Annotated in this window: 15 protein-coding genes and 1 pseudogene; 3 read left to right on the forward strand and 13 right to left on the reverse strand. The window is 36.3% G+C overall.

The window, feature by feature from the left end; genetic code table 11:
* The 9 genes and pseudogenes from GHI93_RS13300 to GHI93_RS10140 all read right to left on the reverse strand — a co-directional run.
* A pseudogene (locus GHI93_RS13300) lies at nt 1-78 on the reverse strand (RusA family crossover junction endodeoxyribonuclease); the annotation flags it as partial.
* Nucleotides 68-751, reverse strand: a complete 684-nt coding sequence (locus GHI93_RS10105; RefSeq protein ID WP_153496939.1) for a hypothetical protein — start codon at nt 749-751, stop codon at nt 68-70. The gene GHI93_RS10105 and the pseudogene GHI93_RS13300, both read right to left, overlap by 11 nt.
* 3 nt (nt 752-754) lie before the next feature.
* Nucleotides 755-1,546: a phage replisome organizer protein gene (locus tag GHI93_RS10110; protein ID WP_153496940.1), complete on the reverse strand. Its 792-nt coding sequence runs from the start codon at nt 1,544-1,546 to the stop codon at nt 755-757.
* A gap of 189 nt (nt 1,547-1,735) precedes the next feature.
* A complete protein-coding gene (locus GHI93_RS10115) occupies nt 1,736-2,728 on the reverse strand; it encodes a DUF1351 domain-containing protein (protein WP_153496941.1) in 993 nt (330 codons plus the stop codon).
* Nucleotide 2,729: 1 nt separating this feature from the next.
* Complete coding sequence (gene bet / locus GHI93_RS10120) at nt 2,730-3,482, reverse strand: phage recombination protein Bet (RefSeq protein WP_153496942.1); 753 nt, start codon at nt 3,480-3,482, stop codon at nt 2,730-2,732.
* Between the two features lie 83 nt (nt 3,483-3,565).
* Nucleotides 3,566-3,838: a hypothetical protein gene (locus GHI93_RS10125; protein WP_153496943.1), complete on the reverse strand. Its 273-nt coding sequence runs from the start codon at nt 3,836-3,838 to the stop codon at nt 3,566-3,568.
* A gap of 28 nt (nt 3,839-3,866) precedes the next feature.
* Nucleotides 3,867-4,616 (reverse strand): phage antirepressor KilAC domain-containing protein, encoded by a 750-nt coding sequence (locus GHI93_RS10130; protein WP_153496944.1) that lies wholly within the window; start codon nt 4,614-4,616, stop codon nt 3,867-3,869.
* A 14-nt stretch (nt 4,617-4,630) separates the two neighbouring features.
* On the reverse strand, nt 4,631-4,819 hold the full coding sequence (locus tag GHI93_RS10135; protein WP_153496945.1) for a hypothetical protein: 189 nt from the start codon (nt 4,817-4,819) through the stop codon (nt 4,631-4,633).
* A gap of 16 nt (nt 4,820-4,835) precedes the next feature.
* The gene (locus GHI93_RS10140; protein WP_153496946.1) at nt 4,836-5,066 is read right to left on the reverse strand and encodes a helix-turn-helix domain-containing protein; all 231 of its coding nucleotides are present in this window, start codon (nt 5,064-5,066) and stop codon (nt 4,836-4,838) included.
* Nucleotides 5,067-5,382: 316 nt separating this feature from the next.
* Between GHI93_RS10140 and GHI93_RS10145 the strand changes: the two genes are divergently transcribed.
* From GHI93_RS10145 to GHI93_RS10155, 3 genes are all read left to right on the forward strand, one after another.
* Nucleotides 5,383-6,174, forward strand: a complete 792-nt coding sequence (locus GHI93_RS10145) for a LexA family transcriptional regulator (protein ID WP_153496947.1) — start codon at nt 5,383-5,385, stop codon at nt 6,172-6,174.
* A 55-nt stretch (nt 6,175-6,229) separates the two neighbouring features.
* Nucleotides 6,230-6,847 carry an OB-fold protein gene (locus tag GHI93_RS10150; protein ID WP_153496948.1) on the forward strand — a complete coding sequence of 206 codons (618 nt, stop codon included), beginning with the start codon at nt 6,230-6,232 and terminating at the stop codon, nt 6,845-6,847.
* A 124-nt stretch (nt 6,848-6,971) separates the two neighbouring features.
* Entirely contained in the window at nt 6,972-8,429 is a 1,458-nt protein-coding gene (locus tag GHI93_RS10155; protein WP_153496949.1) for a recombinase family protein, read from the forward strand.
* A 94-nt stretch (nt 8,430-8,523) separates the two neighbouring features.
* Here GHI93_RS10155 and comGB read toward each other — a convergent pair whose 3' ends face one another.
* From comGB to GHI93_RS10175, 4 genes are all read right to left on the reverse strand, one after another.
* Complete coding sequence (gene comGB, locus GHI93_RS10160) at nt 8,524-9,585, reverse strand: competence type IV pilus assembly protein ComGB (RefSeq protein ID WP_153496950.1); 1,062 nt, start codon at nt 9,583-9,585, stop codon at nt 8,524-8,526.
* Nucleotides 9,485-10,435, reverse strand: coding sequence for a competence type IV pilus ATPase ComGA (gene comGA, locus GHI93_RS10165; protein WP_153496951.1), 951 nt, complete (start codon nt 10,433-10,435; stop codon nt 9,485-9,487). The genes comGB and comGA overlap by 101 nt, the downstream gene beginning before the upstream one ends.
* Before the next feature lie 100 nt (nt 10,436-10,535).
* Complete coding sequence (locus GHI93_RS10170; protein ID WP_153496952.1) at nt 10,536-11,453, reverse strand: DMT family transporter; 918 nt, start codon at nt 11,451-11,453, stop codon at nt 10,536-10,538.
* Nucleotides 11,454-11,672: 219 nt separating this feature from the next.
* Nucleotides 11,673-16,568, reverse strand: a complete 4,896-nt coding sequence (locus GHI93_RS10175; protein WP_153496976.1) for a PolC-type DNA polymerase III — start codon at nt 16,566-16,568, stop codon at nt 11,673-11,675.
* Nucleotides 16,569-16,583 lie beyond the last annotated feature (15 nt).

A 16,583-nucleotide genomic window follows, 5' to 3' on the forward strand; every position in this document is an offset into this window, starting at 1 on the left:
AAGTTTACCATTCACTTTTTTAATGCCTTTTTGCTGTTGTGTAGTTGGCATCTTTTCCAGTTCAAATTCAAACTTCATTTCTTCTTCCTTTACTATCTAACCCCATTATTTGCGCAGATTTTAGCCTGTATTTAAGCTTTATAGGCATATCATCAAGTCTGCTTTCACTTTCTGGAATAGTAAGAATCATGAATGATGCATTATCTTTGCAAGTTAGCATCATGTTATATACCGATTCCTCTTGGCTTTCTGAAAAGTCAGCAAGTGAATCAATGATGACTAAGTCCGCAATTTCAATCTCATGCTTTAGTTTCAAAAACTTTTGCTTTTCCTCGTCACTCATGAAACGGTGTGTCATTTGTTCGCAGTATTTTCGAGTATTTACGATTTTAACCTTGATTTCTCTTCCAACATTTTGGATAATCCACGATTTCATGTTATCGGCTGCAACAACGCTCAACTCGTCGTTAAATGAGTACTTGACAATAACGTCTTTTTTAAGGTCAATCCCCTTTTTATGCTTGAATTCAGCAATTGAACTCACTCTTACTGATTCTTCTGGATTTCTTCCGAAACATTGCGGGCAAACTCTAGGAGTATACCAATGCCCGCCAATTCCTTTCCCGTTTGAATCATGTCCATCATAAGACCATACTGGCTCATTTCTTCCAAGCAAGTGGCATCCATGCTCTGAGCATACTTCTTCAAGCTCAATAGGAGTGATCACTTCTCCATTAACTTTAACTTCCATTAATTAAATCCACTTCTTCTTTTTAGCTACTTTTTTAACTTCTGGCATTTCTTGATAATCCATAAAAACCATGTTTCTTAAAAATTCAAAAGCATTTACGCTAAATTGATAAGTTACATCTCCTGGATTTTCTTTTGGATACCATTCAACGTAATTTTTAGCACCAATTATTGCTTGTTCTTGCTGAAAAGAAGGGAGTTCAAGAAATGTTTGCAACGACATTGCTCTTCTATTTTGGTTTTTCTTTGTAAAATTAGTAAAAGTAGAAAAAAATCGAGTAAATTTTTCATTGATATCTGGTTCTTTCTCTTTTTCTTTTTCTTTTTCTTTTTCTAACTCTGATTCTAACTCTATCTCTGGTGTACGAACGTCCGACAATTGTCCAGACATTTGTCCAGAACTTAGAATCTTTTCTTTTGAGATACGATCTCTATATATCTTTTTCCGTTCGGCTTCTGTAGATGTTTTACCGATGAAATTTTGAATGTCAAGCATATATATTGCTCCATTGTCCATTACTTCAACAAGCCCTAAATCAATAAATGCTTTAATTGCTTTTTCTACAACTCCAACTGGATGGCGAACTATTGTAGAAAGCATTTGAGGGTTGAACGGTATCCTTTCATTGAACATTAACCGTCCTTCATACTTCAAGCTTCTTAGATATAGTTTAAGCAAGATATTGCTGTAAATAATGCCATCTCCATTGTCCATATTTTCTAAGATAATCATTTCATCAGAATCAAAGAAGTTTTCTTTCAGTCTCATGTAATAGTATTTCTTATTATCTGCCAAAAAAATATTCCTTTCATAATAACGGGGTTGCGGTGTTCCTGCACTCTTCTGACTTACGGCTACCGCTGTATTAAGCTCATTACATCAGCGCCCCTGACTAAATACGGTCTCTACCTCGTCCAAAAAGTAGTGGAATGTGCTTCCTCTGACCTAGCTTAAGTTTAACGAGGATTAAGCTTGCTCATGGTTTTACTTGATTTCATATCTCTTTCCACTGGTTACGGTGTAATTTTCAAAGCCGTATGTTTCCATGACTTCTTTCCATCGTTCTTTTTCAGCGGTGTTTTTGAATTCAATGTCAATGCTTACTTTCCAAACAAAATCAACTTCTGGTACTTTTTCAGTTTCATCACTATGAGTATTTTGTGTCACTGCTTCATGAGCTTCTTCTCGCTCAATCTGTTTAGTACTTTCACCAATTCCAAAGTTTTCTTCAAGTTGCTGTGTAGCTAAATCTTGACGCTCTTGTTCAGCTTTTGCATCGTCTTCTGCTTTGCGCTTTTCGTCAGCTTCCTTACGTGCCTTTTCCTTTAGAATATCCTCGTTCATTATTTCTAGAATGTCAGATATTTCCCGCCCTTCATCGATCATTCTGATATATGGTGTATCGCTAATATTACTCATAAAAGCGAAATTAGTGATAGAGTTTTTATTCTTCTTGACTTCTTCTTGCTTCAATCGTTCCTGCTCAACGGCATAAGAAATACTGTCAAGCGTTGTATTTTTAAGCTTCATAGCACTGTTAAAGTTAGATGATTTAGCCCAATCAGTAACGAAGCTTTCAAAAATTCTATAGTCAATTTCTGATTTTTTACAAATTCCTTCGATTTCAGCTCGAACAATACCACGCCTAACTTCTAACTGTTTCGCTTCAACTTCTTTGATTCCTTCATCAATTTGTTGGATTGCTTTTTTTAGAACTCCAGTAGATTTCTTGAACCAATTTTCAAATTCTGTAAGCGGTGCATTATATTCATTTTTGATGCGTATTTTTTCATCATTAAGTGATTTGGAAAGCTTATTAAGTTTTGCTCTAGTCGCTTTATCATCTTTTACGCTTTCTGCAGTAACGATTCTATTTTTATTTGCTAATGCAATATCGTTGATATTTTTTTCAAAAGCTTCTCTGTCTATGATTTCGATTTTTGCTGGTGTAAATTTTGCAGTAATAGCATCTTCCATCTTAGAAATCCTCCATTGTTACGTCATTGATTATTTTTCCTTGTTTTGTATCATCTTGCGATTCATTTTCCTGATTGTGCTCATTAGCTTTAGCTTTTAACTGCTCAATCTTTTTATTTGCGTATTCTTCTTTATTGAAAGACTCAATTTGCTCACGAGTAGGCTCTGTTACCCCGTTTACTTCTCGAGGGCTTCTTTCTGGTTCTGGAAATTCTTCTTCTCCATATGTTCCAGAAAATTCAGCTGGAAAAGCCATTCTCAAAGCTTGACTTTCTGCTACTTTTCCAAGCATTGTACAAGGCTTGTCTGTCCACATCTTATTTGGGTGTCCGTCTTTCATTTGGACGTACTCATCATAAGAAACAGCGACATATATTGGAATTTCGGTATTTTTTAAATGAACTCTAGCCCATGCGCCAACTAATTCTTGGTCTTTCGTTTTGAAAGTTCCTTCGTTATGTTCTAGAATTCCTTCTTTGTTAAGGACAATTACACCTACTTCAACTCCATCAAAGTTTGGGTTTTGAAAAGCACGTTTTCTGTAAAAGTCACGGGATACCACGATTTGCGCTGCTTGATTTCCATATTTTATAAAGTAAACTTCTTTCATGAACGGATTCATATTATTCTGTTTACAAAGGTTTATCAGTAAAATCAGCTCTTCATCACTTGCTTGTCCTCCTCCTTTTAAGTATCCTTTAATAGTTGCCATATTCAATTTGTCTACGCTAAAAATTCCTAATTCATTTGCCATTTTACTTCTTCCTTTTTCATTCTGTTTATGCTATAATATAGGCACGCTTCATATATTAACCCCACTTCCATGGGGTTTTCCTTTTACCGTGAAATAATTTCCATTGCATTATTCATTTTCTTGCGTGAAACGTCATTTTTGCATCTGATTTCAAGCTCTTGCATCAACACTGCATTGAACTCTTCAAGCGCTGCGAACTTGTCCAACATGATTTCATAGCACTCTTTGAAGTCATCACGGCTTTCAGCCACTTTGTTTAACTCATCTTGCAACTCTTTATATTCACTAGCTAACTTGTCGTAATCGGCAAGTTTTTGTTCTTCTTCAAATAGTCGTGTAGTGATTAGTCTTCTCATTTTTATTTTTCCTTTTCTTTAAATTCGTTCAAGCATAGCTGGCTAAGTCATCTTGCTCAGAAATAGGCAAATGTCCATTTTCTTTCAGAAGTTCATAAATAAACTTCATTCCTTTAACCGTCCATTTCATACTAGGATGTAAATGGTCTATGTCAGTTGGGCTGAAAATTGTATCTGAGTACCCTTTGTCATCATATTTTTTATATAGTACCCAACATTTTCCTTGTTTAAACTGAACTCCTTGTTTATGCAACCAATTATTAAGCCAAATCGCTGTTTTACCATACTTTTTAGCAATTATTGTCGGAGTTACTAACCCCTTTGTTTGCAATGCCCATTCAAGAAACGGCAATTTTTTATTTGCTTCAGCAAGCTCTATGTTAAGGTGGTTATTTTCAATTTGAAGCGCAATAACTCGCTTGTTAGCAATTTCTAAGGCTCGCTTCATGACCATGTCTGGGCTATTCCACGCTTTTTCGACTTGGATGAAATACTTTCGGTACTCACGACCTTTTTCGGTTTGGCTTTGCATTGCTAAATGTTTTGCTGTATCAATCGTTAAAGCATAGTCATCAAGAAGTTGAATACGCCCATTCCCGTTTTTTATGGGGTAACTTTGAGGTGTACCCATAAAATCTTCATGCTCAATAAGAAGTTTTGAGTTTTGCTTCCACCAGTCACTAAATTGTTTCTTGAGACCTAATCCTTTGTGTAAGTCTCTTGCGCTTACTACCTGTTCGTTATTTTCATTTGACGAAATTTTAATTAATTCGTTCATTTTTATTTTTCCTTTCAATGTTCATTAGCCATTTTTTTCATGACTCTGTCGTAATGAATTTTGATAAGCATTTCGTCAACGCCGTTTGGCCATACCGTTCTTGATTTGAATTCAGCAAATTCTTCTTCATTCATGCAAACTGAGCCGTCTTGCGACCAATAACGAACGGTAGTGAATTGACTTTCTTTCTTTTCTTTTGCCATTTTGTTTTCCTTTCTGTTAACTAACTCCCATACCTTTAAACGGTATATTAGGGTAAAAATTAATGAGCATATAGTTTGTTCTGTACAGCTCACATAATTTATCAATATTTGGAGTAGTTGGATATGTAACTCCTCTTTCCCATTTTGATAAAGCTCCTTTAGAAACTCCTATTTTTTCAGCAGCTTCTTCTTGGGTTAAATCGTTTAGTAAACGATATTTTTTTAATGTCATAATTTCTTCGGCCATATTGGCTCCTTTCTGATTAATTAAATTTCTGCTTTCGCAGTAAGAGAAGATCAGGAATCGAACCTGTTCGCCCCACTGGGACTTTTTATTTGCTAAACTCACTACTTACGTCGCGGTTGATACGTCGTGTACCGTCATTTGAACATCGTTCCGTCCGCCGTACTGAATGCTCCATGATTGTTCGCTCGTTTAACTTTATGAATTAATTATATACCTTTTAACGGTATATGTCAACAAAAAAACATAAAAATACCTTTTAAAAGTTTTTTTCTTTTATTTTGTTGCTTTTTGTACCTATAAAAGGTATAATAATATCATGAATAAAAAAATAGATGGACGAATTGGAAACCTTGGGAACAAGGAAACCATGGCTCGAAATTTAAAAAGAATGCTTGATAGAAAAGGATTAAATCCTCATCAATTTTCTGAAATAATGAACTTCAAGTATACTACTGTAATGAATTGGATGAGCGCAAGCACATATCCTAGAATAGATAAGATAGAATTAATGTCAAGATATTTTGGAGTTGATAAATCTGAACTAGTTGAAGAATATTCTAGTTCTAGCTTATTATTATCTAACATAGTCAATATTTCTAAACAGCTTGAAGAACCACGCCAAGAAAAAGTTTTAACTTTTGCTACTGCACAATTGGATGAGCAAAAACTAGAAGAAAATAAAGTCATTAGTATAAATTCTAATAAAACTTCTAATTTGACAGCCGTTGAAACAATAGAACAAGTATCCGCTGGATTTGGCTTTCATTATGGAGAAAATGAGAAAACAATCTATTATACTTTGCGCACTGACTTACCACGCTTTGACTTTGCAACGGTCGTAACTGGTGACTCGATGGAGCCCATGCTTCACGATGGAGATGTTATTTTAATAAGGCAAAGCTATAATACTCCAAACGGTGGAATATTTGTAGTTGACTATGATGGGACAGCATGGGTTAAGGAAGTAAGAATTAATGATAATGAAATGATTCTTCATTCAATTAATGAAAAATACCGTGATAGGTTCCTGCCAGTTCCTCCAGAAGATGGGGAGTACTGGAATATTGTCGGAGAAGTTGTTGACTGGTTCACGCCAGAAATTATATAATAAAAAATAATGAGCAAACCTTGATTCTCATGAAAAGCTAGGTAGGAGGTTTATTATGAGTGCGTTTATTGGAATAATTGGGTTTTTAGCGTTTTTTATTGGTATAATTATGCTACTAATTAATTTATTTAGAAAAAAACCAAAGAAAAAATCTTTGATTTTGATAGTTGCTGGATTTATACTGTTTGTTGTTGGCGTATCTATCCCAAGTAATAATCAGAACAAAGAAGCAAAAGATAATACCAGCACGTCTGTTTCATCTTCATCATCTTCTAGTAAAAAAGAAGCATCTACTCCAAAGACCAGCAAACCTAAACAATCTAGCAATACAACGCAAGTTAAGCAAGTTACATTCGAGCAATTAGTTAATGCGTACAAAGCAAATGGAGCTTCAGCAGACGACTCTTATAAGGGAAAGATGTTAGAATTTCAAGGAAAAGTAACTAAAGTAACTAAAGCTGTTTTCACGGGAAGTGATGTTACACTCGATGCAGGTAATTTCACAGAAAACCAATTCATGAATACCACAGCTACAATAAATATGCCAAATGATGAAGCTAAAAAATTAACTTCTGGACAAACATATACTTTTCAAGCGAAATTAAACGATGCAACTATTATGGATAGCGGTTGGGTACAAAATTTGAGCTTTAGTAAGGGCACTATAAAATAAAAAAAGACCACCCAGGGGGTTATGAGTTAGGGGGTTGGCTTAAGATATAGTATTAGTAAAATCTCTAGCTATGAATAGAGTTTTTTACTACACTCATTTTATCAAGAAAAGGAGTAAAAAGCAAATGAATAAAAAAGTAGCAATATATGTCAGAGTTTCAACAACTAACCAAGCAGAGGAAGGATACTCAATTGATGAACAAATAGCAAAGCTAGAAGCTTATTCAAAAGCGATGAATTTCAAAGTTGCTGACATTTACACGGATGCTGGATTTTCTGGAGCTAAGCTTGACAGACCAGCCATTCAAAGGCTCATGAGTGATATTAAATTTAAGAAATTTGATACTGTTATCGTTTATAAACTAGACCGTCTATCACGCAACGTAAGAGATACTTTATATTTAGTTAAAGATGTTTTCACGAAAAATAAAATAGACTTCATATCTCTAAATGAAAGCATTGATACTTCTTCAGCAATGGGAAGCCTATTTTTAACAATTCTATCAGCGATTAATGAGTTCGAACGTGAAAATATAAAAGAACGCATGACGATGGGTAAATTAGGACGTGCTAAGTCTGGAAAATCAATGATGTGGTCAAAGTGTGCGTTCGGTTACGTAAATAATAAAGAAACTGGAATACTAGAAATTGAACCATTGCAGGCTTCAATTGTCGAGGATGTTTTCAATACATACCTTGATGGCATGTCTATCACAAAACTAAGAGATAAAATGAATGAAAACGGTCATGTAGGGAAAGATAAGCCTTGGTCTTACAGAACAATTAGGGTGCTTCTTGGTAATCCCGTGTATTGTGGATTAGTAAAATATAACGACTATTTATTTGACGGACTTCATAAGCCTATTATATCAAAAGAAATATTTGACAAAGTACAGATAGAGCTTGATAAAAGACAACAGCAAACCTATGAGAGAAATAACAACCCTAGACCTTTTCAAGCAAAATACATGCTTTCTGGGATAGTGAAATGTGGATATTGCGGTGCTCCTTTGACTGTTATTATGGGGCATAAGCGAAAAGACGGAAGCCGTACTATTAGGTATCAATGTACAAACAGATTTCCTAGAAATACAAAAGGTGTCACTACTTATAACGGTAACAAAAAATGTGATTCCAAATACTACGATATGATAGATTTGGAAAAGAAAGTACTTGATAGTATATCGGGATTCCAAAATAACAAAGGACTATTAGAGAGCGTGATTTATAAAAACAATAAGCCCGTTGTTAATTCATCAGATTTTAAAAAGCAAATTAATGCGATCGATAAGAAGATACAAAAGAACTCCGACTTATATTTGAACGACTTCATAACTATGGAGCAGTTGAAGGAAAGAACCACATCATTAAAAAATGAGAAAAAAATAATACAAGCAAAAATAGAATCATCTGAAAATAGTGATAGTGAAAAAATTTTGAAAGAAGTCAAGAATCAGATAGGGGAAATACCGATAAATGAGCTATCTTATGATGAAACTAAACGGATCGTGAACGGCTTAATAGATAGGGTTTCAGTTAAGGAAGATAGTGTTGATGTCAGCTTTAAATTTGAGCTTGAATAATTGCATGTTTTAATTTCATTAATCTCTATCAATGTAAACGCTTTTACAACTCTTTTTTTCATTTCCTTCTCACTTTCTTATCATCTTTCTATTTTTATATCATTTTACCCATATTTGAATAAATTGGAAGCAACATTGCAGCATATAAAAGTACAATCATCAACGCTACAAAAATAAATACAACGGGTTGAATCACTTGAATGGCTTGATCAATTTTTGAAAAAAATTGCGTCCAACACTCATCCGAGTAAATTTCAAGTTCCAATCCTAATTTGTCTTTGATCTCGCCATATTCAATCATTAATGCCAGTTCTCGTTTAAAAAATCTAATTTCTTTCACAGATTTTTCAAATGTAACACCAGAATTTAAATTTTTTATGAGATATTGTCCCATTTCATTAAAAATTAAACTTTTTTGAGCCATCATCAAATGAAACATCTCTTGCAAATCGATGCCTTGAGCAATCAAATTCCCCCACTCCCGTGCAAAATATGCCGTCAAATACAGTTTCCCATAGTGTTTTAACACGGGAATTTTCAACATGAGATTCGCCTTATCAAAAGCTGATTTTTTTTTCATTTTTATCCTAAAAAATAAAAAAATCACCACATTTAAAATCAAAGAAGTAATAAATAAGGCTGGAAGATGGTTAATCAATGCCGTTGCAAAATTAGAGTGCCCTTCAGAAATTTGCGGCAGCAAATAATTCTTCAAACTCAGCACAATTCCAATTAAAAAACTGATTAGAACAATCGGATAAAGGGATACACTCACCAACTTTTTTTGTACTGCTAAATTTTTTCGAATATTTAATTCCGTAAGTCGTAAGGTTCCTGCCAAATCCCCATGTTTTTGTGCCAGCTCAATTTGTGTAATCACATTCTTAGAAAAATTTAATTCTTGAAGAATTCCACCTAAATTTTTACCAGAAGCTAATCCATTTCTCATTTTTTCAACGAATGTCTGCTCCACTAAATCCGAATGAGATAAAAAATCAACCACTTCCCCCAAATGAAATCCATTTGAAAGCAAATTTCCCATCAATTGAAGAAGTTTAGCCTGCTTGGAAAGACTTAATTTTTTCCCTTTTCGATTTTTGAGCAGAGAGATGTCCTGCTTTAAAAAGTTGATCCATTTTTTTGTTCCAATTTTCATTATTCCAGTTTTTAAATCCACTTTCAGCAATTTCAACCACTCCTTTTCCTTCGATTAAGCGCTGATAAAATACAGTTTGCAAACAATTTTTTAATTCGTTTTCAAGTATCCCCAATTCCAAAAGCCGACTCCAAACCCCAGAAATCGAACTGGCATGTACCGTTGAGAATACTGTGTACCCAGTTAAACTTGCTTGCAAAACTGCACGTGCTGTCTTTTTATCTCGGATTTCTCCTACAATAAGTAAGTCTGGGCGATGTCTTAATGAAAGTTTAATTAATTCCTCATAATCATTTCCAATCACTTCATTGACTTGTAGTTGTACAAAAGCTTCATGAATCAATTCCAAAGGATCTTCAACTGTCAAAATTTCCTGTCCAAAAAATTCCCGTAGCGCTAAATCAAACATTAAAGACGTCTTTCCAGAACCTACCGGTCCAGCAAATAAATGCAATCCCCGTCCCAAAGGAAGAGCTTTCAATTTTTCTTCAACATTAAACCAGAATTTTAAGGGCTGATTTTTCTCATGTAACAATCGAATCACTAGCGATTCATTCCCTTCAAAATCGCCCACACAAGATAGACGGATTCGTCGTACCCCTAAACTACTATCATACCAACAACTGCCCAGCTGAACACGACGTTTTTCACCCACATTCATCCCAGCAACAAACTTAAAATGCGCAATCAATGCCTGTCCCACTGTTTTATCAACATATTCTTGAAGCGATCGACTGAAGGGCGTTTTAAAAAATATCCCATAGCGCTCTCCATGAATTTGAAAATAAATGTCAGAAACAGCATTTTGACTGGCTTCATCAATGATTTTTTTAGCTTTTTCTTGTATCATACCTCTCTATACGTTTTTTGATGGCGAACGTCACAAAAAAATCTGATCTTTTTTTAGGATCAGATTTTTTTAAATATTAGATGGTTTTATTTCGGCGATTTCATCTGCTCTTATTGGGATTTTTATTAACAAAAATGAGTGATAAAACGATTAATAATCCACCAAAAAGTAAACCAATTGAAAATTTTTCATGCAATCCTATAAGAGAAAAAAGTGTCGAAAATAAAGGAACAAGAAATAAAAAACTACTTGCAAGTGTTGCCCCGCGTTGATTTAAACTTGAAAACCAAAGTCCAAAAGAACCCACACTAGCTGGGACAATTAGCCAAACAAACCATAACCATCCTAACGCACTCAACCGTTCAAAATGATAATTTTCATGCAGAAAAAGAGAGATTACCAGCATTATTGCGCCTCCAATTAAAAGTTGCCATCCTGTAAAAATAAATGCCCCTTGGTCAAACGGAATTTTCTTTGTGACCACTGTGTTAATGGCCCAACAGAATGCACCAATCAAAGCAAAAGCTGCGCCAATGCCCAATGCTGAGCGATCCAGTCCAAGACAGGTGATAACACCACTAATCCCTAAAATAAGTGAAAAAATTTTAAAAATATTGAGTTTTTCATTCAATAAAAAATGTGCTAACAGTGCCAACCAAAGCGGGTTTGTAAATAAAATGATAGAAGACATTGAACTTGAAAGCCCTACTGACATTGCTAAATTCAAAAATCCCATGGTCCCTGTCGTTTGAAGTAAGCCAATAAGTGTAACCAAGAAAAATCCTTTTTTCAAACTTCCTTGGCTGGTTGGCAAAATTGATCTTTTTCCTCGTCTCATTACTGTCCATAAAATCATTATAAAACCAGCACACAAGAATCGCCACCCTCCAAGCAAAAAAGGAGGGATATGTTCAATTGAAATCAAATATTTCCCTGTTGGAAAGCTTGATCCCATAAAGACTGTCGTCAAAATTATACAAGTTAAAAAAATGGGTTGTGTTGTTTTTTCTTTTTTCATTATATTCTCCATGATCTTCTGTAAATAAATCTCTCAACGCAGATATTAAGGATAAAAAATATATCTAATGTAGATTATAGAATAAAATAGAAAATATGTCAAAAATTTATATATCGTTATACCAAAAAAGATTTTTTCGATCCGTTTTTTGATGACCAACGGCACAAAAAAATCTGCTCACAAGCAGATTTTAATTTTATATGGTTCATTTTTGAGCAATCAAAATAAATCATCAAATAAGCTGAGCTGGTTATCCTCTGGCATTCCTTTTAGCACCCCCATATTATCGAGTACTTCAATGATGGTTTGTGATACTCCGCCGCGTTTTCTAAGCTCCATCTTACTGAGAAATTCTCCCTCTTTTCTTGCTTCAACAATTTGTTTCGCTACATTTTCTCCAAGACCATCCATCGTAATAAATGGCGGAATGAGCGTCTCCCCATCAATAATGAAGTCCAGCGCATCAGAGCGATAAAGGTCAATTTTACTGAATTTATAGCCGCGTTCTAGCATTTCATTTGTGAGTTCTAGTGTGGTGTTTAATGCTGTTTCAACATTGGTTGCGTCAAATCCTTTTTCTTTGATTTCTTTCATTTTAGCTTTGACTGCCTCAAGGCCAGCTCCCATCACACTTAAATCAAAAGCAGTCGCACGGATGGAAAACCAGGCACAATAGTATTGAATTGGCTGGTGCACTTTAAACCAAGCGATGCGCAGTGCCATCATGATATAAGCTGCTGCGTGAGCTTTAGGAAACATGTATTTGATTTTTGAGCAAGATTCAATATACCACTCAGGAACATCATGTGCCCGCATTTCTTCAATGTATTTTTCACGTTCATCAGTTGGAATTTTGAACCACATTCCTTTTCTCACGCGCTCCATAATCGTAAATGCCATGCCATTTTCAAGCCCTTTGTGAATGAGATAAACCATGATGTCATCCCGACAGCCAATTACCGTTGATAAATCTGCTATCCCAGCACGAATGATTTCTTGGGCATTTCCAGACCAAACGTCTGTCCCATGTGACAATCCTGAAATTTGAAGAAGATCTGCAAAATTCTTAGGTTTTGCCTCAGCAATCATGTTCATCGAGGTGAAAGTCCCCATTTCTGGAATCCCAAGCGTTCCTAAAGTAACCCCGTTAAGTTGTTCTGGCGTCACCCCGAGACTCTCGGTACTGGTAAATATCTTATACACTTCTGGATCATCCATTGGAATGTCTTGTGGCACGATTCCAGATAAGCTTTGAAGTTTTCGAATCATCGTCGGATCATCATGGCCTAAAATATCGAGTTTCAAAATATTATCATGAATCGCATGGAAATCAAAGTGGGTTGTTTTCCATGTGGCATTCACATCGTCAGCAGGAAATTGAACAGGGGAGAAATCATAAACGTCCATATAGGATGGGATAACAATAATCCCACCTGCGTGTTGTCCTGTCGTTCGTTTTACTCCTGTCGCCCCCATCGCTAAACGATCAATCTCAGCATTACTGTAATATTGATCATAATCACGCGCGTACCCTTTAACAAAACCAAAAGCAGTCTTATCTGCAACAGTTCCGATTGTTCCTGCACGAAAGGCATAATCTTCTCCGAAAATATCACGAACATCTAAATGGGCAAAAGGTTGATCATCTCCTGAAAAATTCAAGTCGATATCAGGAACCTTATCTGCTTTAAATCCAAGGAAAGTTTCAAATGGGATGTTGTGTCCATCTTTTTTAAGTTGATGTCCGCATTGCGGGCACTTCTTATCTGGCATATCATAGCCTGAACCGACAGAACCATCATCGTGTTCCTCAAAATAACGGCACGACGGACACGTGTAGTGCGGAGGAAGTGGATTGACCTCTGTAATTCCGATCATCGTGGCAACCAGCGAACTTCCGACAGACCCCCGTGAGCCAACAATATAACCTCTTTTGTTTGAGCGAAAAACAAGCTCTTGAGCAATAATATAAATCACAGAAAACCCATTTCCGACAATTGAGCGGAGCTCGCGCTCAAGCCGTGCATCAATCAAATCAGGAAGTGGATTTCCATAAAGTTCATGGGCTTTTTCATACGCTAATCGAACAATTCTCTCCTCAGAACCTTCTCCTCCTTCAAACGTCATAATCGGCGTGTAAAGATCATCTCTCACAGGAATGAGCAGATCAAAGCTGTCTGCCATTTCATTGGGATTTTTGATGACAATGTCATGCGCTGTTTTTTCATCAAGAAAGTGAAACGCATCAAGCATCTCATCTGTTGTGCGAAAATGCGCTTCAGGTAAAGGAAGAGGTTTTGCATGTTCCCCGTGTCCTTGTGTCCAGTTGATTTCAGCACCTAAGCCAAGCGAGCGCACAATGATTTCACGATAAATTGCATCCTCAGGATTTAGATAATGTACATTTCCAGTAGCAAGGACAGGTTTTCCCAGTGTTTTTCCAACTTTAATCAAGTCCTTAATGGTTTGTTCGACTTCTTTTTCATTTTTGAAATTTCCACCTACGACAAGTGAGCGATACAGTGCTGGTGGCATGACTTCAATGAAATCATAAAATTTTGCAATTTCTACGGTTTCTTCAAAGGTTTTATTCATAATGGCATCAAAAACTTCCCCCACTTCGCAAGCCGAGCCAACGATGATTCCGCCTCGATTTTCTTGAAGCACCGTGCGTGGAATCCGTGGAACACCTGAAAAGTACTTGACGTTCGAGTAGCTCACCAATTTAAATAAATTTTTTAATCCCTCTTGTGTTTTGGCATATAAGGTCATGTGTTTTGGACGAATCCGCTTAAAGCTGTCTTTTGAGACGAGCTTGGCATTCAAATCAAGTAAATTGGTCCATTCCATTTGTCGAATGTGGCGAATTTCTTCTAAAAGACGATAAAAGAGCATCGCTGTCGCCATCGCATCTGAATCTGCTCGGTGATGGTTTTCTCCAAGATTAATTTGAAATTTTTTGGTGAGTTGTCCAAGACCAAATCTTTTCATTTCAGGAAATAAATTTTGAGCGAGGGGATACGTATCAACGACGGGCTGTGTAATTCGTGGTAAATGGTTACGCACGTAATTCATGTTCATAAATCCAACGTCAAAACCATTCACATTGTGTCCACATAAAATCGTTCCTTCGCAGAATTTTTGAAAATCAACTAACACATCATAAAGTGGACGAGCATTCTTAACATCCTCATCGGTGATCCGTGTGAGTTCCGTTGTAAATTCGCTTAAGTGATAACCAGGATTTAAAAATTCATTAAATTCTGCAATCGGATTTCCCTTGTGCATTTTCACCGCAGCGATTTGAATGAGGTCATTGTGAACAGCGGAAAGTCCTGTGGTTTCTACGTCAAAAACAACATAAGTTGCATCAAACATGTTCACATCTTGTTCATTGAGTACGATTGGAATTTTGTCTTCAACGAGATTAGCTTCTACACCATAGAGGATTTTTACCCCTAGTTTTTTTCCCATTTGGTGAGCGTGAGGAAAAGATTGAAGCCCTCCGTGATCTGTAATGGCGACTGCTTTGTGTCCAAATTGATGCGCTAATTGTACAAGTGCTTCTGGTGTCTCAATTGCATCCATTTGACTCATGTGCGTGTGTGCATGAAATTCTACCCGTTTTTCAGGAGCTTTGTCTTCTCGCACATACTGAGTGGGAATTTCAATGAGATCATTGAGCTGCAAAATGAGATCATTTTTGAAATTATCACGTTGAATATTGCCACGCACACGACACCATAGTCCTGCTTTGATTTGTTTTGCGAGAGCAATTTCTTGATCTGTGCGAACCCATTTTTGGATGTAAAAACTTGAGGAGTAATCTGTCATTTCAAATTCGAGTAAATAATTGATGTTTCCTGTTTTTCGAGATTTGATGGTGCGAAGTTCACTTTTAAATACGTATCCTTCAAACACTACGGGACCGTTCGTTGAAAACTCACTGACTGAGCGCATTGGCGTAATGGGTTCATTATTTTTGATTTCACGTCCCATTTGGAGTTTGTCAGAGTTGACCGCTTTCACTTGGAGCGCAACGCGATCTGCCGTTGTTTTAGTTTTGATTTGGACAAGAGCGTTTGCCGTCATAACAAGTTCATCTTTGTATTTGTCATGCTCGATATTGCCTTGGACGCGCAGCCATAATCCGTCAGTACTGACAGGATTTTTTTCTTCATTCGCCTGATTGACTTGATTGACGATGTGGTCAAATTGCGCAATTTCTTCTTCTTTTCTGCCCCATTTTGAAATTTGAAACGTTGAGGTTTCATCTGCCATCTTGAGCTCTAAAATATGATTTGTTTTGCTCCCGTCCTTACTTTGGAACGTTCTGTGATGTGCTTGAAATACATATCCTTCAAAAATCACCCCTAAACCTTCTCCAGAAATGAAAGCCATTGAAGTGATAGGACTTTGACCACTGATTTTTCTGCCAAGTGACACGCCATCTGAAAGTGCTGTCTCTACAAATTCTGGTTTGTCAGTACTGACAGCGTCACTTTCGTGTTTTTTGGCACGCTGCTGCTTTTGATTTTCAGCTTGTTGTTGCTCCACTGCTGCTTTTGCAACGCTGTGTTGAATTTTTTCTTCATGCGCTGCTTGAATTTGCTCGGTAAGTTGTTCATCAATCATAGGACGTAGGGTTATTTTTCCAAAACCAAGATCAGCAAACTTTTCTTCTAAAGCAGGAAAATAATTTTTCACGAAACGATCCAGTTGTGGATTATCCTCAACCATAAGATTGACCCTAACACCGCTCAATTGAATCCGATATTTTTTAAAAATGCTTGAAAATGCAGGATCAGAAAATTCTGGCAGCGTCAAGATGTACTGATAGTATGCGTTAATGAGTGCTTCGTCATAGGTCGCATCTTTTGCGATAATCTTGATTTGAGTTTGTGCAATGGTTTGAAAAGCAGATTCTGTCAGTGCTGACAGAATTTGATAGGCGCTGACAGGTAAAATTTCCGAAAATTTTAACTGAAAAAGCCAAAAGCGACGTTCTGTATGCACTTGAACTTCATCAATCTCAGCCGTCTGAAAAAGCACGTGTTCGCGCCATTCTCGCGGAAGTTTGATCTGATCCATCAATTTTTCAAAAAGATTTTCCATCATTTAACTTATTCC

It is taken from the genome of Lactococcus hircilactis, assembly GCF_009601015.1.
In the GTDB taxonomy this organism is placed as follows: domain Bacteria; phylum Bacillota; class Bacilli; order Lactobacillales; family Streptococcaceae; genus Lactococcus; species Lactococcus hircilactis.

Coding starts and splice junctions, on each gene's coding strand:
- GHI93_RS10105 (WP_153496939.1), bottom strand. CDS start 751: ATGGAAGTTAAAGTTAATGGAGAAGTGATCACTCCTATTGAGCTTGAA.
- GHI93_RS10115 (WP_153496941.1), bottom strand. CDS start 2,728: ATGGAAGATGCTATTACTGCAAAATTTACACCAGCAAAAATCGAAATC.
- bet (WP_153496942.1), bottom strand. CDS start 3,482: ATGGCAAATGAATTAGGAATTTTTAGCGTAGACAAATTGAATATGGCA.
- GHI93_RS10125 (WP_153496943.1), bottom strand. CDS start 3,838: ATGAGAAGACTAATCACTACACGACTATTTGAAGAAGAACAAAAACTT.
- GHI93_RS10130 (WP_153496944.1), bottom strand. CDS start 4,616: ATGAACGAATTAATTAAAATTTCGTCAAATGAAAATAACGAACAGGTA.
- GHI93_RS10135 (WP_153496945.1), bottom strand. CDS start 4,819: ATGGCAAAAGAAAAGAAAGAAAGTCAATTCACTACCGTTCGTTATTGG.
- GHI93_RS10140 (WP_153496946.1), bottom strand. CDS start 5,066: ATGGCCGAAGAAATTATGACATTAAAAAAATATCGTTTACTAAACGAT.
- GHI93_RS10145 (WP_153496947.1), top strand. CDS start 5,383: ATGAATAAAAAAATAGATGGACGAATTGGAAACCTTGGGAACAAGGAA.
- GHI93_RS10150 (WP_153496948.1), top strand. CDS start 6,230: ATGAGTGCGTTTATTGGAATAATTGGGTTTTTAGCGTTTTTTATTGGT.
- GHI93_RS10155 (WP_153496949.1), top strand. CDS start 6,972: ATGAATAAAAAAGTAGCAATATATGTCAGAGTTTCAACAACTAACCAA.
- comGB (WP_153496950.1), bottom strand. CDS start 9,585: ATGAAAATTGGAACAAAAAAATGGATCAACTTTTTAAAGCAGGACATC.
- comGA (WP_153496951.1), bottom strand. CDS start 10,435: ATGATACAAGAAAAAGCTAAAAAAATCATTGATGAAGCCAGTCAAAAT.
- GHI93_RS10170 (WP_153496952.1), bottom strand. CDS start 11,453: ATGAAAAAAGAAAAAACAACACAACCCATTTTTTTAACTTGTATAATT.
- GHI93_RS10175 (WP_153496976.1), bottom strand. CDS start 16,568: ATGGAAAATCTTTTTGAAAAATTGATGGATCAGATCAAACTTCCGCGA.